Below are 20344 nucleotides of genomic sequence, written 5' to 3' on the forward strand. Positions count from 1 at the left end.
AAGAAAACTCATATCATGTTGAAGCACTACTTTGCAATTTTAATTTCTGCTTTTGCTTGTTATGGTTTAAATGCACAATGCCCGCCGGGCGATGTCATCCTCAGCTCACAGGCGGAGGTGGATGCCTTTGTGACTGACTATCCCAACTGTACGGAAATAGCGGGAAATATGCTAATTGGCTCTCTTTCCAGCATAGATCCCACTAATATTACCGACCTATCTGGCCTAAGTAGTCTTATCTCAATCGGCGGATTTCTTTCTATTGGCAACAACGAGGTTTTAACGAGTTTGACGGGATTGGAGCAGCTCAATTCCATCAGCGGATTCCTTTCTATTAGCAACAACGATGCCCTAACCAGTTTGACGGGATTAGAACAGCTCAACTCCATTGGCGGAGGACTTGTCATTAACTATAATGATGCCTTAACGAGTTTTACGGAGTTTGATCAGCTTACCTCCATAGATGGGGTTTGTTTGATTAGGGATAACTCTGCCTTGACGAGTTTGACCGGATTGGAGCAACTCTCCTCCATCGGCGGAGATTTTGGGATTAGCGGGAATGCTGTCTTAACGAGTTTTGCCGGATTAGAGCAGCTTTCCTCAGTCGGCGGAGACCTTGATATTCGCATCAACGCTGTCTTAACGAGTTTAACAGGATTGGAGCAGCTCTCCTTCATCGGCGGAGACCTTTCGATTAGCGGAAACGCTGCCTTAACGAGTTTGACCGGATTGGAGCAACTCTCCTCCATCGGCGGAAACGTTTTTATTCGCTTCAATGAGGTTTTACCGAGTTTGACCGGATTGGAGAGCCTCATCTCCATCGGCGGAAACCTTGTTATTGGAGAAAACGCTAGCTTAATAAATTTGACAGGATTGGAACAGCTTACCTCCATAGAGGGAGTCTTTTCGATTATCGAAAACACTATCTTAACGAGTTTGACGGGGTTGGAGCAACTCAGCTCCATCGGCAGTCTTCTTTCCGTTCGCAACAACGATGCCCTAATCAGTTTAACAGGCTTAGAGAACCTTGATGCAAATACGATTACCGATCTCAGAATTGAAGACAACTCGGAGCTATCTATTTGCGCTATAGAGAGCATTTGTAATTACTTGGGCGTAGAGACGAATACAGCTGATATAAGTGGCAACGCAACGGGCTGTACGACACGCGATGAAGTGGAAACGGGATGCATGGTCTCTGCCACTGACATATCCCAAACCTATATCGAGCTGTTCCCAAACCCGACCAATGGGTTGCTGCAGCTGCGCAATGTTACCGCCAAAGAAGTGGTCGTGTACACGGCGCAGGGTCAGCGCATCGCTCGCTATGACAGCCCCGGGCAGGAACTGGACCTGAGTGCTTTGCCCGCCGGCGTGTATCATCTTCACCTGATTACGGCGGATGCTGTTCATGCAGCGAGGGTAGTGAAGCTTTAGGCATTTTACGAGGTATTACGCGTAATCTGCAACACAAGTCCACAATGTTTTATTGTAATCAAAATAAGTCAAGTTAGAGTAGGGGTAAACAAAATGTTTATACTTTATTTGCAAAAAACGAATGAAGTTTAAGCGCGTTCGTCCCAGCCTAAGTCATGCTAGTCGAGCCTGGAAGTCATCGTAACAGCTCAGTTTTGAGTTTTTTGGGCACAAATTGACATTTTAGCATTAGAAATGCCTGTACGGTAAATTTAAGCGAGAGATATTCTGCTGAACGACTCATTCAGTTTGAGAAGAACAAGTATTTAGTGTTCTCAGACGCTATGCTTCCGCAGCTTGCTTACAAAGTGCTACAGGCGGCTTTAAGGCGCTATTTTCTGCTTATATTTTACCCTATAATTTATATTATGTTAAATAGGGTTTTGAGAAAGCGGAATCCCTGTTCTATTCTTCCCAAGGTCCATAATCTACTCTGCCACATATTTTTTATCTTTTCGCATTCTTTCAAAACAAAACCATCACCTATGCAAGACCGGCGAAAATTTTTGAAGCAATCTACCAAGGCAGCAGTAGCAGCCGCGCTACTCCCCTATTATGGCTGTAGCAGCGAACCGGCAAATGGAGCAACAGGCGGCGAGGATGCTGCAACAGCGACCGAGAAAATGGCAGGAGCAGGTCATAAGCTCGACAAATTCGGTATACAGCTTTGGACCCTTCGCGATATCATCGCTGACGACCCTAAAGGCGTACTGAAAGCGCTCTCTGAATTTGGCTACAAGCAAATTGAAAGCTACGAAGGCAAAGACGGCATCTTCTGGGGCATGACCAATACAGAGTACAAAGCCTACCTCGATGAACTGGGCATGGATGCCATTTCCTCTCATTGCGACATCAACAAAGATTTTGAGCAAAAAGCACAGCAGGCCGGAGAAATCGGAATGCCTTATCTGATTTGCCCTTACATCGGGATGAAGGAATCACTTGATGATTACAAGCGCGTAGTAGACCAATTCAATGAATGTGGCGCTATTGCCAAGAAATATGGCCTCCGGTTTGGCTACCACAATCACGATTATTCTTTTCAGGAACTCGATGGGCAGATCATTCAGGATTACATGATGGAAAATACGGATCCTGATACTGTAGACTTTGAAATGGACATTTACTGGGTAGTAACCGGCGGTGCGGACCCTATTGAATATTTGGAGAAATACCCCGGCCGCTTTAAGCTATCGCATGTCAAGGACCGAATGAAGGATGTGCCAGCTGACGAGCGCGCGGCTTCCTGCGTCCTTGGCAACGGCACTATCGATTATCCAAAAATTCTGGATATCGCTGAGAAGCAAGGCATGGCTTATTACATCGTGGAACAGGAACGCTACGATGAATGTGCACCGATAGACTGCGCCAAAGCGGATGCAGACTACCTGAAGGAAATAAAAATCTAAACGCTGGATGCAGATATTGAGCAGCGCTGCGGTGGGCCAGGAAACGGCCCACCCTATTCGGGTCCTTCAGTTTGGAGGAGGTAATTTTTTGCGTGCATTCGCAGATTACCTCATCCAAATCCTTAACGAAGAGACGGCTTTTGGCGGTGGTGTAGCTTTGGTAAAGCCTACAGCGGGCGGCGACTACGCGAGTCTCCGTCAGCAAGACGGGCTCTTTCACGTACTGACGCAAGGCATACAAGACGGGCAGCCGGTCCGGGAGATCAAACGGGTGGAATGCATACAGCAAATCATACACCCGTACCAAAACTGGACAGCATATATGTCCACCGCTACCCTGCCTGAAGTCCGCTTCGTGCTTTCCAACACCACCGAAGCAGGCATTGCCTTCCACGAGGAGCCTATGCCTGCCGATGCCCCAGCAAAAGACTTCCCTGGCAAGCTCACGCAATGGCTATTCCATCGCTTTCAGCACTTCGAAGGCGCGGAGGACAAGGGATTGATCTTCCTGCCCTGTGAATTAATTGAGCAAAACGGGCAGGAACTGAAAAATTGCATCCTAGAATACAGCAGGTACTGGAACCTTGGCGAGCCCTTTGAATCCTGGATTGAAACCCACAATATTTTCTGCAATACCCTTGTAGACCGGATCGTCCCGGGCACACCGGCTAACGCAGCGGAAATCTGGGCGGAAACCGGTTGGGAAGACCGCGAATTGGTCACCGCCGAGCCCTACCTGCTGTGGGCTATCGAAGCTACGGAGCAGGTGAAGCAGGAACTTCCCTTTGACCAAACCGGGCAAAATGTTGTCTTCACGGATGATTTGGACCGCTTCCGCACGCTCAAAGTCAGGTTGCTGAACGGCGCGCACACCGCTATGGTGCCGGTCGGGTTGACCAATGGCGTACAGACTGTGCGTGAATTTGTAGAGCATCCACAATGGGGCACCTGGCTTACCGACCTGCTCCAACAAGAAATTGCCCCTACCCTGCCGTTTAGTAATCAAGAAATCCAGGATTACATTGTGGCCATCCTTGACCGCTTCCGGAATCCCTACATTCATCACAAATTATCAGCCATTGCGCTGAACAGCACTTCCAAATTCAGGGTCAGATTACTGCCAACGGCCATAGCCTATCATCAAAAAATGAATACATTGCCTGAGCATATTGCCCAGTCGCTGGCAGCGCTTATCCTGTTGTACAAAGGCGATATTTCGGGTCTGCCCAGGGACAGCGAAGAGGCCGTCAAGTTTTTTGAGGCGTGCTGGGCATTGGAAACACCGGATTTAATAGTAGATAAAGTATTGTCTAACAAAGGTATATGGGGAGAGGACATCCGGTTCTTATCAGCAAGCGTACACCAATATTTACAGTCGATGCTGGACTAATGTTTCCGGTAAACGCCGTAGATGAAGTCACTTTCATGGTTTTCCAGATAGGCATCTTCCGCAGCAAAAAGTCTTTCCAGCACCCGTTCTGATTCCGGATGAGTATCAACAAAATGGTGCGCAATATCCTTTAGCGCAAGCATCAGCAGGTTGCCCCCGTAAGGGCGTTCTTCCACCACCTCAAAATGCCGGTGCAGGGCCGGGATAATTGATTCCGAATCAACGCACTCTGAAGGGTCTGCCAGGATCATCCGCCAAAGCCCCGGTCCGGAAACCCGCCGCTTAAGTATATCTGTTTTGAAGCGGCGGCGGTAAGCCCCCGGAATGAGCTGCAGTGCTTCATTGATCGCCCGGATTTGAGCCTTAGGATACTGCAACCGGTTGGGGCCTGCGTACTCGTTTATCAAGACGAGCCCGTCCTGCTTTAAGGTGGTTTGTACTTTGGTCTGTAACAGGTCTTCTACTGCTTCAAAGTGATGAAGCGAGGCGTGAAAGAACACCACATCGTAGGTTTCCTCAGGCCAATCCATTTTATACAGGTCCTCTTCCCGGAATTCCATATTGGCAAGCCCAAGCTCCCGGGCTTTGGCTGCTGCCGCCTTTAGTAAATTGCCGGCAATGTCCACACAAACCACCTGCTTGAAGTGCGGGCTTTGAGCAAATACCATTTCGTGGCTGCAAATCCCTGATCCGATAGAGAGCATGCGCAGCCCAGTCTTCCCGTTTAGGTGCTGCTGCATAAAATAAGGCTCATAGGGCAATTCCGGCTGCCCTGTGATAAGGCTATTCCAGCGTCTCCGGACTGCAGGGACGATCCACCAATTGGCCGCCTGCAGCCCTAATTCATCAAAGGCACTGCGCGTACGGTCCCGGGCTGCCCAGGAAAACTTGGAAGCTAAAAAGGCCAGCCCCCGCTGCCGAAGCTTGGAGTAAGCTTCTGAGAAATCGTCGGTGGTGATGTACGGCATTAAGAAAGCGTCATTTCGGCTTTCAGGGTATTTACACACTCTTGAAAGCTGTTGAAAAACTGATCTTCTTCGAGGACATCCGGAAGGAGCTGCACCCGCGCAAAACTCTCTTTGATCAGATCATTGGCCCCGGTGATGTAAACGGTAATCCCCCGCTTTTGCCAGTCGGTAATGACATCTTCTAATGTGACCATTCCGCTTTGGTCCATAAACGGCACTCTTTCCATCCGGATGATGACTGCATCCACACCTTTGATGTCGTGGCAGTGTTCGCGGTACCGGTTGGCAAATCCAAAAAACATCGGGCCATCGAACGACTGTACGTAAATCCGCTCTGCAAGCTCTCCCGGAATGGCCTGACTTTCGCCCATGAAATCCTGAAGCGTTTTTGACTCCTGCGAGGACGTCAGAGAGCGGCTCATCTTATTCATAAAGAAAATTGAAGAAGCCACAAACCCTATTGCAACGGCATTCAGCAGGTTGTCAAAGAGGGTCACGAGAAGGACAATGGCCCAGGTCGCTGCATCCGATTTCGGAATCCGGAAAAACATTTTGATCCCCTTGGTGTCTATGATACTCGCTCCAACAGTGACCAATATGCCGCCCAGCACACTCATAGGAATGTAGCGCACGTAATCCGCAGTAGTCAATACAATCAATAGTAAGATCACCCCTTTCAGCAGGCCCGATCGCTTAGTTTGGGCACCGGCATTAATGTTAGTGACCGTACCCATCGTAGCACCCGCCCCAGGCAGTCCTCCGAACGCAGCAGACAGGAAATTTCCTGCCCCCTGCCCGATAATAGTCCAGCGGCTGTTGTGCTTGGTTTTGGTCAGGTTGTCCGCGACCACTGAAGTCAGCAGGGAGTCAATGACGCCCAGCCCACCCAGCATGACCGCCGGCGTGATGATGTACTGAAGGTCTCCAACTTCCAGTTCCAGCAGCCGGTTGAGCTGAAGAGCGGGCAGTTGGGTCGGGATTTCACCAATAACGGGCACATCCAGATTGAGCACAAGAGCTAAAACTGTACAGGCAATAAGTGACACCAGTATGGAAGGCACCCGCCGGGTAAGCTTGGGAAAAAGGTAAACGATAGCGATGGAAAGCAGGCCCAACCCAATGGCCTGTGTATTCACCATCTCTACCCCACCCAAACTGGTCAGAATGATTAAAAATCCGCCCGGATTATCCAGACCAAGGATGGGGAAGATCTGCGCCGCAATGATGATCAACCCGATGCCCGCCATAAAACCCGATAAGACCGGATAAGGCATAAACTTCACAAAGCGGCCAAAATCGAAAATGCCAAACAGCAACTCCAGCAGGGCAGCAAGCAGAAAAGTCGCAATAATGAGTGGTACAGCGTTGCTCAAATCGCCACCGGATTGCGCCAGGCCGGTAGTAACCACTGTGGCAGCCACCACGGTCATCGGGCCGGTCGGATCAGAGATCAGCGTGTTTGTACCCCCAAAAATACCGGCAACAATAGCCAGGATAATGGCGGTGTACAAGCCTGCTTCCGGACCAAGCCCGGACTGCACACCGAAGGCTAGTGCCATAGGCAATGCAATGATGGCAGCCAGGAATGCTCCGGATAGGTCACCTTTAAGGGAAGGGGCAGGCGGCCGTTTTCTAAACAAAGGTCTGAATGGCATGCTGGTCTGAAGTGTTTTTATTGATGGCAGTTCCTGCACTTCAATATGCACTGGTAAAAGTAGACCATTGCACCAGAAAGACCAAATGCCACGAAAAAATCGCTGCCTAATTGCTTTTCTAAGCTTAAAAACGGGGCATCTTGCCTCTGCTGCTTTTCTAGAATCGTTTTCCTACGCCTAAGCCAAACGTGAAGGTGGTAAAAGCGTCAGCTCGCATATCGTAGAATATAGTAGGATACAGGTCCCAGTGGTGCTCCAGCTCCAGTTCGTACTCCACACCGATCCGGAATAACATAAACTGTTCGTTAATGTCAAACTCCAATCCCGGGCCGATAACAAAAACAATCCCGGAATTAAGGTGATACAGCAAATCTAAAGTTGTCACAATTGGAAAACGGCGTTCTGTGAACTCATCGTTTTCCCGTTCTACAATGAAAGTCTCCAGTTCAATATCATTGTGCAAGCCCACCCCCCAACGGTTATTGAACCAATACTCCAAATCCACACCGTAGGAAGGAATGGCAATCCTGCCGCCATCCGAAAGGCCCGGAATAAAAGTATGGCTGATAAATGAGGCAAACCGGAAATGGGGCTCATCAGAATACGCCCTTGGCCCGGTATGGAGCGCCGTATTGGCTTCATGGTGCTGTGCCTGAACGTTTTGGGCGAGCAAAACAGCTACTGCTACTGTAAGCATAATTCGTGTTACCGTCATGTCTAATTGCTTTTTGACAAAGCAAAGGAAAACAGCCTTAAGGTTAAGTGAAATGAATCACATGGAGCGCAAAAGGCGGCTAAAGGATGGCGGGATTTTGGGCAAAAAGGTAAAAAACTCAACAATCGAATTGTTTTTTGTCACAAATTGATCTAGATTTGTCGCGTTAAAACATTTCAAATGAATCTGTTTCATTTTTGTTTCCTGGTCTTGCTTAGCCTGTCCCAGTCTCTCGGGGCAGACACCAAGCCTGTTGCCAAAGTTGCAGGAATGCAGATTGCCGCCTCGGCAGACGATGAATATGCAGCTACAGCTTCTGCCTCCGATTGGCTCGCTGTAGTTCCCTTCTTCTCGGAGTCTGTAGAGGAAAAAGACGAAGAAACGCATACCAGCGATGTCGCTGATTGCGCGATCTTCTCTCTGAGCAAACGTGAACCTTCATCAGCGTTCACCAATTTATTGCTCTCCGAAAGCACCTTAGCTTTTTCCCGCTCCGCTCCCCTTTTCATTCTATTTCAGGTATTTCGAAATTAGGCCGATCAACGGCTACCGCCTACAGTATGCAGGTGCCCCAATGGCTCCGGCATGGTTTGATGGGTGCATTTGCCCATTAAGCCAGGAGCTTTTATGGTCTATTTCAAACATTGTTTGAAATGGAAACAGACAGGCGTACCTGCTATCGATCTGTCGCTGTAGTCAACATACCCGCTTTTGCTTAGAAAATTGAGCCGCCCTCCGGATGGAAGATGCGGGTGGCGATGTATTTCCACAATTATAAGTTTGAAAATCATGAATACAAAGATTGTTTTCCTGTGCCTGCTTGTTACGGTAATAGCCCTAAGCAGCTGTGAACATGAAACGCATAAGAAACACGAGATAGGGACACTCGAAGTGACTAACCCTATGAAAAAGGACACCCTCTACTACAAAAACTACGTCAGCCAGATTCATGCTTATCAGCATATAGAACTCCGGGCCCTGGAGAAGGGGTACCTTCAGAAAATCCTAGTTGATGAAGGGCAGTACGTGCAAAAGGGACAATTGCTCTTTCAGATACAGCCCACCATTTATCAGGCCGAGATGCAAAAGGCGCAGGCAGAAGTTGGAAGGGCAGCCATTGAGTTTCAAAATACAAAGGTGCTGGCCGATAGCAATATCGTTTCTAAAAATGAATTGGCGCTGGCAAACGCCAATCTTCAAAGAGCCCGGGCTGACTCCGCTCTTATGCAGGCTCACCTCAACTTTACCGAGGTTCGTGCGCCCTTTAGTGGCATTATCGGGCAGTTTGAAGATGTGCGCCTGGGCAGTTTGCTGGATGAAGGTGAATTGCTGACTACACTTTCTGACAACAGCAAAATGTGGGTCTACTTCAACGTTCCCGAAGCAACCTACCTCGATTATATGAAGCAGGTCAAATCCTCCACTCCTGCTTCACTGAAACTGAAACTGGCCAACAACGAACTGTTCGAACACGAAGGCATGGTTACCGCGATTGAATCTGACTTCAATAATGCAACCGGTACTATCCCATTCCGGGCGACCTTCCAAAATCCGGACAGATTGCTGCGGCACGGGCAAACCGGAAATATCCTGTGGCCGGTGGAGCTCAGTGAAGTCGTTATTATCCCGCAGAAAGCCACCTTTGAAATTCTGGATAAAAAGTATGTCTTCCTGGTCAGTCAGGACGGTCATGTCAGCTCACAGGAAATCAAAGTCGGTGCGGAATTAAATCACCTTTATGTCGTGAAAGATGGCCTGAGCCTGGACGATCAGATCCTTATTGAAGGGTTGCGGAAAGTGCAGAACGGTGACCATATCGAGTACGAAAAGAAAGCTGCTGCAAAGGTATTTGCTGAACTGGAGCTGCACGCGGAGTAAATAAACTGAGGTCAAAAGTATACAACCATGTTTCAAAATATATTGAAGAGGCCCGTATTGGCCATTGTATTATCGGTAACGATAGTTTTTGTGGGGCTGCTCTCGATTTTCCAGCTCCCCATTTCACAATTCCCATCTATTGCGCCTACAACAGTCAATATCTTTGTTGCCTATCCGGGGTCAAGTGCGGATGTGCTGACCAAGTCCACGCTTATCCCACTGGAGACGGCAATTAATGGTGTACAAGGCATGCGGTATATCGCTTCGGATGCGACGAGCGCCGGTGAGGGGACCATCCGCATCGTATTTGAGCCCGGCACCGACCCCAATCAGGCGGTAGTCCGTGTCAAAACACGGGTAGACCAGGTGATGCCTAACCTGCCGCCCCTGGTACAGCGGGAAGGGGTTATCATCACCCCTATTCAGCCCAGTATGCTGCTGTATGTCAACCTCTACAGCGATAAAGGCAGCAACATTGACGAAAAATTCCTGTACAATTATGCCTATACCAAGGTCATCCCGGAACTTCAACGGATAAAAGGGATTGCCCGGGCCAATATTCTGGGCTCCCGGAAATACGCCATGCGGGTGTGGCTCAAACCGGACCGGATGCGCGCCTACAAAATATCAGCAGAGGAAGTCCTGAAAGCCATGGAGGAACAAAGCCTGATTGCCCGGCCGGGCCGGCTGGGACGCAGTTCGGGCAAAGCAGCGCAATCCCTGGAATATGTGCTCACTTACCCTGGCCGCTACAACACCCCTGAACAGTATGAAGAGATTATCGTCAAAAGTACGGAAGAGGGCGAGCAGATAAAACTTAAAAACATTGCTGAGGTAGAACTGGGCAGTGAGTTTTTTGATATCTACTCCAACCTGGACGGCAAGCCCTCCTCTTCCATCGTACTTAAGCAGACTCTGGGGAGCAACGGTAGCGATGTAATTGAAGAGGTCAAAGCCAAAATAGCTGAACTGGAAAAGGAGTTCCCTGCTGGCATCAAATACCAGTATAGCTATGATGTATCCAGGTTTTTGGATGCCTCTATCGAGCAAGTCATACATACCATACGCGATGCTTTCTTCTTGGTAGCACTTGTGGTATTTATTTTTCTGGGCGACTGGCGCTCCACCCTCATCCCTATCCTTGCTGTGCCGGTCTCCCTCATTGGAGCCTTCTTTTTTATCAACCTTGCGGGCATGTCCGTTAACCTTATCACACTTTTTGCCCTTGTCCTGGCCATTGGGGTGGTCGTGGATGATGCCATCGTGGTAGTGGAGGCCGTGCATGCAAAAATGGAGGAAGACCCTTCGCTCTCTCCTTACAAGGCTACACAAAAAGCAATGGGGGAACTAACCGGCGCCATTATTGCTATCACCCTCGTTATGGCATCGGTATTCCTGCCGATTGTATTTATGACAGGGCCGGTAGGGGTTTTCTACCGGCAATTCGCCATCACGATGGCAAGCTCTATCGTAATCTCTGGTCTTGTTGCCCTTACCTTAACGCCCGTCCTCTGTGCCATTATCCTCAAAAACAACCATGGCAAGCGAAAGAATTCACTGTTTGACCGCTTTATCAATGGCTTCAACCGTTTGTTTGACAAAGGTACAGGCTTCTACGTCCGCGTGCTCAACAAGGTAGTCGCCAGGCGGGTGGTCACCTTTGGCGTGCTGGCCCTGTTCATTGCCGGTATTGTTTATGAAAACAAAATCCTACCTGCCGGTTTTGTCCCCAATGAGGATCAGGGGACTATCTATGCGATCATACAAACCCCTCCGGGCTCCACACTGGAAATAACCAATGAGGTGGCCCGTAAACTTCAGGCTATTGCTGAAGAAGTTGACGGAATTGAATCCGTAACCTCACTGGCAGGGTACGAAATCATGACGGAAGGCCGGGGCTCCAACGCCGGCACCTGCCTTATCAACCTCGAACCCTGGTCAAAGCGGGACAAGAACGTCCACGAAATCATGGAGGAACTCGAAGAGGAGACGAAAGACCTCGGCGCTATTATCGAGTACTTTGAGCCACCGGCAGTACCTGGATTTGGCTCCTCCGGGGGCTTTTCCTTCCGCTTGCTGGACAAAACCAACTCCACTGATTATCAGGAGTTTGATGAGATCAATCAAAACTTCCTTAAAGCGTTGAAAGAGCGGGAGGAACTTTCTGGTTTATTCACCTTTTATGCGGCCAATTATCCGCAGTATGAACTGGAGATCGACAATCAGGCAGCTATGCAGAAGGGCGTGTCTATTGGCGCTGCTATGGAAAACCTTAATATTCTGATTGGCAGTACCTACGAGCAGGGATTTATCCGGTTTGGGCGTTTTTTCAAAGTCTACACGCAAGCTGCACCGGAATACCGCCGCTACCCCTCCGATATGGAGGAGTGGTTTGTGAAAAATGAAGCCGGAGAAATGGTCCCCTACTCTGCTTTTTTGAAGCTCAAAAAAACCCAGGGCCCCAACGAGATCACACGCTACAACCTTTACAACTCCGCTGCAATCAGGGGGCTGCCCTCTGCCAGATTTACCACAGGTGACGCCATTAAAGCCATCTCAGAAGTGGCTGAGCAAACCCTGCCCCGGGGTTATGATATTGCATGGGAAGGATTATCTTATGATGAAGCCAGCCGGGGGAATGAAGCTTTGTATATCTTTCTGGTGGTCATTTTCTTCGTCTACCTGGTCCTGGCAGCGCAGTACGAGAGCTTTGTGCTTCCACTTGCCGTCCTACTTTCCCTGCCTGTTGGAATCTTTGGCACCTTCTTTATGCTCAAAGCGATGGGGCTGGCCAATGACGTCTACGCACAGATCGGTATGATCATGCTCGTAGGCCTGTTGGGCAAAAACGCCGTACTGATTGTAGAATTTGCAGTACAGAAGCACAACGAAGGCGCTTCCATTTTTGATGCTGCTGTGGAAGGAGCTAAAGCTCGCTTCCGCCCCATTCTCATGACCTCTTTTGCCTTTATCGCCGGATTGATACCACTCGTGCTGGCGCATGGTGCCGGCGCGGTAGGCAACCGCACTATTGGTGCTGCCTCCCTGGGTGGAATGTTCTTCGGTACCATCTTTGGTGTCCTGATAATCCCGGGACTTTACTTCGCTTTTGCCAAACTGGTGGAAGGAAGAGATCTGATCCGCGACGAGGCGCACTCTTCTCTTTCAGAGGAGTACATGGAGGCGCATTCTCAGGCTTCTCTTTTGAAGAAGCTGACCAAACTGGATGTCTTGCTGAAGGCACGGAACCGAAAAAATAATAAAAATGACAACTAACCATATTTTTTACAGAATCGGCATATTTTTGGTGCTGGCCAGCATTGCATGGAGTTGCAATGTACCAGAAAAGGCACTTCTGCCGGTGAGCCAAACGCTTCCTGATCAATACGAGCCGTCGCTTGCTAAAGATAGCATAAATATTGCCACCATAAGTTGGCGGGCTTACTTTGACGACCCCAATCTGATTACTCTTATTGACTCGGCACTGCAAAACAATCAGGAACTGAATATCCTGCTACAGGAAATTCAGGTCAGTCAGAATGAGGTACTGGAAAGAGAAGGGGAATACCTTCCTTTTGTCCGCCTGGGAGCCGGTATAGGCGCGGAAAAGCCCGGGCGTTATACCAGAGCCGGCGCAGTGGAAGAGCAATTGGATATTGAGCCTGAAAAAGCATTCCCGGAACCGCTCGGTGACTTTCAGCTGGGCGCTGTGGCTACCTGGGAAGTGGATATCTGGCGAAAGCTGCGCAACGCAAAGGATGCAGCTCAATTGCGCTACCTTGCTGCTACTGAAGGTCGTAATTTCCTGGTTACCAATCTCGTCGCAGAGATATCGGAGACCTATTATGAGCTGCTAGCCCTGGATAATCTGCTCAAAATCATTAACGATAACCTGTTACTACAGCAGGATGCACTTAGTAAGGTGAAGCTCCAAAAGGAAAACGCCCGCGCCACCCAGCTTGCTGTTAACCGTTTCGAAGCACAGCTACTCAATACCCGGAACTTGCAGTACGCTATTAAGCAGCAGATTACGGAAGCTGAAAACCGGATTAACTTTCTGGCAGGGCGTTACCCTTCTGAGGTGGCCAGGAACCCCCAGTCCTTTATGGATATGCCGCTCGACAGTATTCAGGCTGGTGTCCCCGCTGAGTTGCTGGCAAACCGGCCGGATATCCGTCAGGCAGAATATGAGCTGGCGGCAGCAAATCTGGATATTGATGTAGCCCGGGCCGACTTCTACCCTAGATTGGACATTACTGCCGGGCTCGGCTTTCAGGCATTCAATCCCAAGTTTCTGGCCAGCCCGGAGTCTATCGTTTTTAACCTGGCTGGAGACCTCATGGCACCTCTGATAAACAAGAAAGCCATTCAGGCGAGGTACAATATGGCAACTGCGAAACAGATTCAGGCCGTTTATGCCTATGAACAAACCGTCCTGTCGGCCTACACCGACTTGCTGAATCAGCTTAACAAGCTTAACAATTATTCCAAAAGCTTCGATACCAAAACGGCTGAAGTGGACATTCTGAACAAATCAGTAAGCATTGCCAACAGCCTGTACCGCAATGCCCGTGCTGACTATGTGGAAGTACTCCTTACTCAGGAGGAAGTATTGGATGCTAAAATGGAATTAATGGAAACAAGACTGGAACAGCTGCAGGCTAAAGTGGCTATTTACCGCACTTTGGGCGGTGGCTGGCGTTAAGTGAACTGCTTGTCTTAAAGAACAGCCTTAACCAAATCACGGAGTGCGTCATTCCCGGTAAAGGGAGTGACGCCTCTTTTTGAGGCGTGGGCAGTCAATGCCGGGAAGTCAAAATGATTTTAAAACTTAACGCGTTCCTTAAGATAGGCATGCACGCGCGGCAAATTCAACTTCACAAACTGCTGAACTTTCTTGGAGCGGGTCAGCAGGACCGCAAGAATGATGCTCGTAATCATGGGATTATTCAAAGGATGTTCTAGGAAACAACTATTGAACGCCTGTGGCACCCGAAATGTTGCCACTACCACCCTAGCAAAAGCTTTAAGGAAATGATAAAAGTCATCACGATTACAAAGTAGCGGAACGCCAGTTCGGGAATCCGTTTCACAATTAGGATGCCGATGAACACGCCCAGCACAATGGCAGGCAGCGCCAAAAGGTTGGCTCGAAAACTGTGCCAGGTGATGGTCCCCCATACGAAAACATGAAAGGGGAACTTAAAAAGATTGATGATCATAAAGAACCAGGCTGCAGTGCCGATGTAGTTGTTTTTGGGGATCCGGGTGGACAGCAGGTAAACGGCCATTACCGGCCCGGCTGCATTCCCAATCATGGTGGTAAACCCGCCCAGCCCGCCGAAAACCCCCGCAACGTATTTGTTGCTGGCCATGAAGGAGGAAAAGCTCGTGCGTTCCTGCAAAATCAGCAGCACCAGGCTACCGATGATAATAACGGCGATCATATCCGTAAATACTGCATCATTTACGTAGTAGCCCACCCCAATCGCAATGAGCACGCCCACTACGGCCATCGGCAACAACCGTTTGATGTAGTGCCATTCGGCATGACGGTTGTAGTAACTGACTGCAAATATATCGGCCATCGAAAGCATGGGAAGGACAAGCCCCACAGAGGCTTTACCTCCGAAAGCAGCCGCCATCATGGGCACAATAAACATGCCCAGCCCTTTAATGCCTGCTTTGGCCATACCAATCAGCAACGCGGCAATAAATAGCACCATCCACTGATCGGAATCAAACTGCTGCCAGATCTCACTCATCATTTTCACTTTGGAATACACCCTAAACAACAAGCCGGTCGTTTCCCGTCAGGGAAAACAACCGGCTTGGTTTTTTCGTGCCGCGAGGGCTTATGCGTTGATGTAAAGGACTTCTTTGGCGGCCTTTACGATCTTATCGGCATTAGGCAGATAAGCCTCTACCAGTGTGGGCGCGTAAGGCAGAGAAGTGTCTGCTGCGTTCACCCGGGTTACCGGTGCGTCGAGGTAGTCGAAGGCGTACTTTTGTATTTCGTAGGCGATTTCTGCTGAAACACCGGCAAATGGCCAGCTTTCGTCAATCACGACCAGGCGATTGGTCTTTTTCACAGACTCCACAATCGTAGCGTGGTCAAGCGGGCGGATGGTCCGCAGGTCAATCACTTCCGCAGAAATGCCTTCCCCTTCCAGCGCTTTTGCGGCTTCCAGTGTGGGCAGCAGCATTTTGTTGAAAGTCACCAGCGTAATATCGGAACCTTCACGGTGCACTCTGGCCTTGCCGATCGGGATGAGATACTCTTCCTCCGGCACTTCGCCTTCGTACCCATATAGCATCTCAGATTCCATCATACATACCGGATCGTTATCACGGATAGCAGACTTCAACAGCCCCTTGGCATCAGCAGGGTCAACACAGGAAATAACTTTCAGCCCCGGTACATTGGCCATCCAGCTCTCGAAAGTTTGGGAGTGCTGCTGTGCCAGCTGCCCGGCACTGCCCGATGGGCCACGGAAGACGATGGGGCATTTGAACTGGCCGGCTGACTGAGAAAGGGTCTTGGCGGCGTTGTTTACAATCTGGTCGAAAGCCAGGACTGCAAAGTTCCAGGTCATGAATTCAACGATGGGGCGCAGCCCGTTCATCGCTGCACCAACGCCAATACCTGCAAAACCCAGTTCGGCAATCGGTGTATCAATAACCCGCTTTGGGCCAAACTCGTCCAACATGCCCTTACTGACTTTGTAGGCACCATTATACTCGGCTACCTCCTCTCCCATCAGGAAGACATTCTCGTCTCTGCGCATCTCTTCAGACATCGCTTCGTTGAGTGCGTCACGTAATGCCAGTGTCTTTGCCATTTTTATGTTTTAATTGAGTGATTTTGTGAGTTGTTAATCCGGGCTAATGTTCAGACATCATCCCATCGGTCCGGCAAAAATAAGCAATCTGATGAAACTGCAAAAAACAGCTGCAACATCTCAGAATTTCCCCATTTTAACAATTCTGCCGCAGGCTTGTTCTACTAAAGAATCGGATAACCTGACGCCAGTAAGGCTAATAAGCTAAGAAATTCGTAATTTTGCGGGCGTTGGAATAATAGCAATCTTTGCTTTTCCGTTCCATCCCATGAATATCAAAAATCAATCGGAAAACAAGAAGCCATGAAAAAGATCGTCAAAAACACCGCCCTTGCAGTTGTTGCCATCACTGCTTTGTCCTCCTGCAACCGCGGCTACGGATGCCCAAATAATTTTTCCTTGAACGATGCCCTCACTACGGTTGTTGATACGGTTATTACCGTCATCAACTACATAGGATAAATGAGCAAAATCAATTGGCTGCAATTGCAATCCCGCAGTCAGATCGAGGAAATCATTGAGCATTCCAAGTCTGTCCCCTGCCTGATCTTTAAGCACAGCACCCGCTGTTCGATAAGTTCGCTTGCGCAAAACCGCCTGAGTAAAGGTTGGTCTTTGAATGATAATACTATTCTGCCCTACCATCTTGATCTAATCGCCCACCGAGATTTATCCAACGCCGTGGCGGAGCAATTTGGCGTCAGGCATGAGTCCCCACAGGTCCTCTTAATAAAGGATGGCAGGTGTGTTTACGATGCCTCCCACCTGGGCATTAGCGCTCCCGATATTGCATCACAGGTTGGAGCCTGATTCGAATTTGAGTATTAAAATGCGTTGCAAGGCTATGGAAGACTTATCAATTATAAAGACACAGGACGGCTCTGACTCTATCTTCTCAGAAAAATTTGGGGTTTCTTACCACTCCAAATACGGAGCAATACAGGAATCCCGCCACGTTTTTTTGCAATCCGGATTATACCCCAGGCTACAGGCGCTGAAACAGGTCGCCGTACTGGAAGCCGGGCTGGGCACCGGTCTTAATGCCCTGCTGACCTGCCTTGAGGCGGAAAAAGTGCAAAAGCACATTCGTTACGTAGCGCTGGAAGCCTTTCCACTCAGTACAGCGCAGGCAGACACTCTAAATTACGCCGAGCATCTGGGAGCATCAGCGGTCGCTGTTTTGCACCAGATTCATCATTCCGAATGGGGCCAACCGGTAGACATCACGCCCTACTTCACTTTTGAAAAACGCCATACCCCATTTGAGGCCTTCGAGGAAGCAGCCACCTTTGACGTCGTCTACTTCGACGCCTTTGCGCCCAATGCCCAACCGGAGCTTTGGGAAGCAGAAGTGCTGGGGCGCATGTACCGCGGACTAAGGGAAGATGGCGTATTTGTGACTTACTGCGCTAAGGGAGCCGTCAAACGCTGCCTGAAAAGCCTCGGGTTCACTATCGAAGCGTTGCCCGGGCCACCGGGTAAGCGGGAAATGACAAGAGGGCTAAAGGTCACTCCGGCGTAGCATCATCGGTGCGTTCCCGGTTTCGCTTGGGCTTGATGATGTTAATTTTGCCCTCCTCCCCGTATAATTCTTTTGATTTTTTATTGTAGGCCAGTGCAGCCTCTTCAGCGGTATCGAACATACCAATATGCACCGATTTCCGGTTGATGGAAATAACTGCCCGGAACCGGTTGTTTTCCTGATAAACGCCAGTGTAGCCGGCTTTGCTGCTTGTCTTACGCTTCCGGCTGGCCACACTTCTGGAACGGTATTGTATATTGGCCAGTCTGCAATCGAGTTTGTTGCCGTTTTTGGTACCTACAAGATTAGAGGTTGTTGTTTTTTCGTGGGCAAGGAATCGCTCTGCGATGAGTTTATGGAGGTAAATGGTTTCCGTTTTATACTTCCCGTCTGCCTTTTTCCAGGTTTTCTGGAAGACCGCGCAACCACTAGAGTGCTTTCTCAGGTTGTTGATGAAGTTGACCTTAACCAGGTAAGTGTCCGTGGTCAGGTATTCATAGACTGGAGCATCAACTAACACTGAGTCATCTGAGTTTTTCAGTTTGACTTTGTACAGCAAAACAGATGGTTTTTTGGCCTACAAGTGCACGTCGTTTTGGGAAAAACGCGAGCGTGCAAATATAGTTTTAGTAATCAGGGAGTTTCCAAAAGGTTTGAGACCAACCTTTACGTCCTCTAAAATAAAGCAATTCTCCAAAAACTAAAAAGCCAAAGCCGGATTAATTCCTCTAAATACAGGATATCCTTACTTTTGGCGAAAAATCAGCCTTCATGGACCACCGCGATGAGCATTTTATGCAGCGTTGCTTTGATTTGGCCCGGCTTGGAGCGGGCTCCACTTCCCCTAATCCAATGGTTGGCGCGGTAATCGTGCACCGAGGGCGGATTATCGGAGAAGGCTATCACCGGGCCTACGGCGAAGCCCATGCGGAAGTCAATGCCGTTAAGAGTGTCACCCCGGCTGACCGCCCTTTGCTTCGGGAGTCCACCCTTTATGTTTCACTGGAACCCTGCAATATCCACCGCAACACCCCGCCCTGTACCCTACTGATCCTGCGGGAAGGTATCCCAAGGGTAGTCGTGTCGAGCGTAGATCAAACCCCCGGGGTTAATGGCAGTGGGCTGGACCGGCTACGAAAAGCTGGCGTAGAAGTTAAGGCTGGCGTGCTTCAGAAGCAGGGAGAACGCCTCAGTCAGGCCCGGAATACTTTTGTCACTGAGTACCGCCCCTACATACAGCTCAAGTATGCCCAATCCGCCAATGGCATCTTTGCCCCGGAGAACAATCAGCAGCTTTGGCTGACCCACCCCTGCACCAAACGCCTTGTCCACAAATGGCGCAGTGAGGCCTCCGCTATTCTTGTAGGTGCCAATACGGCTTTAGCAGACAACCCACAACTCAGTAACCGGTTGTACTACGGGCGCTCGCCTGTACGTGTGCTGATCGATCGGAAAGGCAATCTTCCCTCCAACCTCCGCATTTTTACCGATGGCGCCCCTACCCTGCTCTTCCGGGCGCAGGGGCTGCCTGAAATGGCGAATTTGCCAGAAACGGTGCAATGTATTGAGATACCGGAAACAGCAGGCTCTATCCCCTTTCTGTTGCATCAACTCCATGACCTGAAACTGAGTACACTTATGGTGGAAGGAGGTATTCAGACCCTGCAAGCCTTTATTGATCAGGGGCTGTGGGATGAAGCCCTCATTCTGACAGCAGCATCCTATTTGCCATCGGGGCGGCGGGCACCGCACCTGCCTGTCGGGCCTGTTTCCACTTATGACCTGGGAAGTGATAAGGTAAGCCTGTTTTATCGCCCGCAAATTCGTTAAACTTCCTTTAAAGGACCGGGCTGTCGACATAAGAACCGGGCAATTTTTGTTTGTTTGTTGTGAAGTTTGTCACGGGTAAACGCCAAATTATTGACATCTATGAGTAAGTATCGGAGCATTATTGTCTTCTTCCTGGCCTTCGCTGCCATGAGTTTTGCACCTCAGCAGGCTGCTGCACCGGGCGATAAGGTCAGGTGGATGCGCTGGGAGGAGGCTGTTTCGCATATTGAACAGCAAGACAAAAAGGTCCTGCTGCATATTTATACCGATTGGTGCACCTGGTGCAAAAGAATGGATACCATTACCTTTAACGCATCCCCTATTGCATCCTACATCAACGATAAGTTCTATCCGGTGCGCCTCAATGCGGAGCGCAAAGCAAGTATCGACTACAAAGATAAAAGCTACACCTTTGTCGAAGATGGCAAACGCGGCTATCATCAGTTTGCGGCAGAGCTGCTTCGGGGCCGTATGAGCTTCCCTTCTGTCGTCTTTATGGATGAGCAAGGGGAAGTCATTCAATCCATTGTCGGCTATAAATCCCCGGAAGAATTCGAGCGTATTCTGACCTACTTTGCAGAGGACTACTACAAGGAAACCCCATGGTCGGCCTTTAAACGCGACTACGCGCCTAAGCTGATCAAAAAAGAGGATTAACT

General features: G+C 49.4%; 18 protein-coding genes. 12 read left to right on the forward strand and 6 right to left on the reverse strand.

Annotated elements, in window-relative coordinates:
* The 3 genes from MRY86_RS10680 to MRY86_RS10690 form a co-directional block, all read left to right on the forward strand.
* A partial coding sequence (locus tag MRY86_RS10680) for a T9SS type A sorting domain-containing protein (RefSeq protein ID WP_293571433.1) occupies positions 1-1437 on the forward strand: 1437 nt, incomplete at its 5' end.
* A 524-nt stretch (positions 1438-1961) separates the two neighbouring features.
* Entirely contained in the window at positions 1962-2885 is a 924-nt protein-coding gene (locus tag MRY86_RS10685; RefSeq protein ID WP_293571435.1) for a sugar phosphate isomerase/epimerase, read from the forward strand.
* Between the two features lie 7 nt (positions 2886-2892).
* Positions 2893-4275, forward strand: a complete 1383-nt coding sequence (locus MRY86_RS10690) for a tagaturonate reductase (RefSeq protein ID WP_293571436.1) — start codon at positions 2893-2895, stop codon at positions 4273-4275.
* Here the strand turns inward: MRY86_RS10690 and MRY86_RS10695 are convergent.
* The 3 genes from MRY86_RS10695 to MRY86_RS10705 all read right to left on the reverse strand — a co-directional run bounded on the left by MRY86_RS10695 (position 4272) and on the right by MRY86_RS10705 (position 7613).
* Entirely contained in the window at positions 4272-5243 is a 972-nt protein-coding gene (locus MRY86_RS10695) for a bifunctional 2-polyprenyl-6-hydroxyphenol methylase/3-demethylubiquinol 3-O-methyltransferase UbiG (protein ID WP_293569198.1), read from the reverse strand. The two genes, MRY86_RS10690 and MRY86_RS10695, sit on opposite strands and share 4 nt — an antisense overlap.
* The gene (locus MRY86_RS10700) at positions 5243-6898 is read right to left on the reverse strand and encodes a SulP family inorganic anion transporter (RefSeq protein ID WP_293569200.1); all 1656 of its coding nucleotides are present in this window, start codon (positions 6896-6898) and stop codon (positions 5243-5245) included. Before MRY86_RS10700 ends, MRY86_RS10695 begins: the two co-directional genes overlap by 1 nt.
* A 157-nt stretch (positions 6899-7055) precedes the next feature.
* On the reverse strand, positions 7056-7613 hold the full coding sequence (locus MRY86_RS10705; RefSeq protein WP_293569202.1) for a hypothetical protein: 558 nt from the start codon (positions 7611-7613) through the stop codon (positions 7056-7058).
* Between the two features lie 180 nt (positions 7614-7793).
* On the opposite strand from MRY86_RS10705, the gene MRY86_RS10710 reads away from it, so the two are divergent.
* From MRY86_RS10710 to MRY86_RS10725, 4 genes are all read left to right on the forward strand, one after another.
* Positions 7794-8147, forward strand: coding sequence for a hypothetical protein (locus MRY86_RS10710; RefSeq protein ID WP_293569204.1), 354 nt, complete (start codon positions 7794-7796; stop codon positions 8145-8147).
* A 255-nt stretch (positions 8148-8402) separates the two neighbouring features.
* Positions 8403-9491 (forward strand): efflux RND transporter periplasmic adaptor subunit, encoded by a 1089-nt coding sequence (locus MRY86_RS10715; protein ID WP_282784961.1) that lies wholly within the window; start codon positions 8403-8405, stop codon positions 9489-9491.
* A gap of 27 nt (positions 9492-9518) precedes the next feature.
* Positions 9519-12767 (forward strand): efflux RND transporter permease subunit, encoded by a 3249-nt coding sequence (locus MRY86_RS10720; protein ID WP_293569207.1) that lies wholly within the window; start codon positions 9519-9521, stop codon positions 12765-12767.
* Positions 12757-14196: an efflux transporter outer membrane subunit gene (locus MRY86_RS10725; RefSeq protein WP_293571437.1), complete on the forward strand. Its 1440-nt coding sequence runs from the start codon at positions 12757-12759 to the stop codon at positions 14194-14196. Before MRY86_RS10720 ends, MRY86_RS10725 begins: the two co-directional genes overlap by 11 nt.
* Positions 14197-14497: 301 nt before the next feature.
* Here MRY86_RS10725 and MRY86_RS10730 read toward each other — a convergent pair whose 3' ends face one another.
* Together MRY86_RS10730 and MRY86_RS10735 are read right to left on the reverse strand one after the other, a co-directional pair.
* Positions 14498-15256 (reverse strand): sulfite exporter TauE/SafE family protein, encoded by a 759-nt coding sequence (locus MRY86_RS10730; RefSeq protein WP_293567480.1) that lies wholly within the window; start codon positions 15254-15256, stop codon positions 14498-14500.
* A gap of 90 nt (positions 15257-15346) precedes the next feature.
* Positions 15347-16333 carry a pyruvate dehydrogenase complex E1 component subunit beta gene (locus MRY86_RS10735; RefSeq protein ID WP_293567481.1) on the reverse strand — a complete coding sequence of 329 codons (987 nt, stop codon included), beginning with the start codon at positions 16331-16333 and terminating at the stop codon, positions 15347-15349.
* Between the two features lie 303 nt (positions 16334-16636).
* Between MRY86_RS10735 and MRY86_RS10740 the strand changes: the two genes are divergently transcribed.
* The 3 genes from MRY86_RS10740 to mnmD are packed head-to-tail and all read left to right on the forward strand — an operon-like array spanning position 16637 to position 17855.
* The gene (locus tag MRY86_RS10740) at positions 16637-16795 is read left to right on the forward strand and encodes a hypothetical protein (RefSeq protein ID WP_293567483.1); all 159 of its coding nucleotides are present in this window, start codon (positions 16637-16639) and stop codon (positions 16793-16795) included.
* Positions 16796-17143: a bacillithiol system redox-active protein YtxJ gene (gene ytxJ, locus MRY86_RS10745; RefSeq protein WP_293567485.1), complete on the forward strand. Its 348-nt coding sequence runs from the start codon at positions 16796-16798 to the stop codon at positions 17141-17143.
* Positions 17144-17177: 34 nt separating this feature from the next.
* Positions 17178-17855 carry a tRNA (5-methylaminomethyl-2-thiouridine)(34)-methyltransferase MnmD gene (gene mnmD, locus MRY86_RS10750; protein WP_293567487.1) on the forward strand — a complete coding sequence of 226 codons (678 nt, stop codon included), beginning with the start codon at positions 17178-17180 and terminating at the stop codon, positions 17853-17855.
* On the opposite strand, the gene MRY86_RS10755 is transcribed toward mnmD, so the two are convergent.
* On the reverse strand, positions 17842-18414 hold the full coding sequence (locus tag MRY86_RS10755) for a hypothetical protein (RefSeq protein ID WP_293567489.1): 573 nt from the start codon (positions 18412-18414) through the stop codon (positions 17842-17844). The genes mnmD and MRY86_RS10755 overlap by 14 nt on opposite strands.
* Before the next feature lie 212 nt (positions 18415-18626).
* Between MRY86_RS10755 and ribD the strand changes: the two genes are divergently transcribed.
* Positions 18627-19685: a bifunctional diaminohydroxyphosphoribosylaminopyrimidine deaminase/5-amino-6-(5-phosphoribosylamino)uracil reductase RibD gene (gene ribD, locus MRY86_RS10760; protein ID WP_293567491.1), complete on the forward strand. Its 1059-nt coding sequence runs from the start codon at positions 18627-18629 to the stop codon at positions 19683-19685.
* Between the two features lie 99 nt (positions 19686-19784).
* The gene (locus MRY86_RS10765) at positions 19785-20342 is read left to right on the forward strand and encodes a DUF255 domain-containing protein (protein ID WP_293567493.1); all 558 of its coding nucleotides are present in this window, start codon (positions 19785-19787) and stop codon (positions 20340-20342) included.
* Positions 20343-20344: the final 2 nt, after the last annotated feature.

This window comes from Phaeodactylibacter sp., assembly GCF_022763345.1.
Lineage (GTDB): Bacteria > Bacteroidota > Bacteroidia > Chitinophagales > Saprospiraceae > Phaeodactylibacter.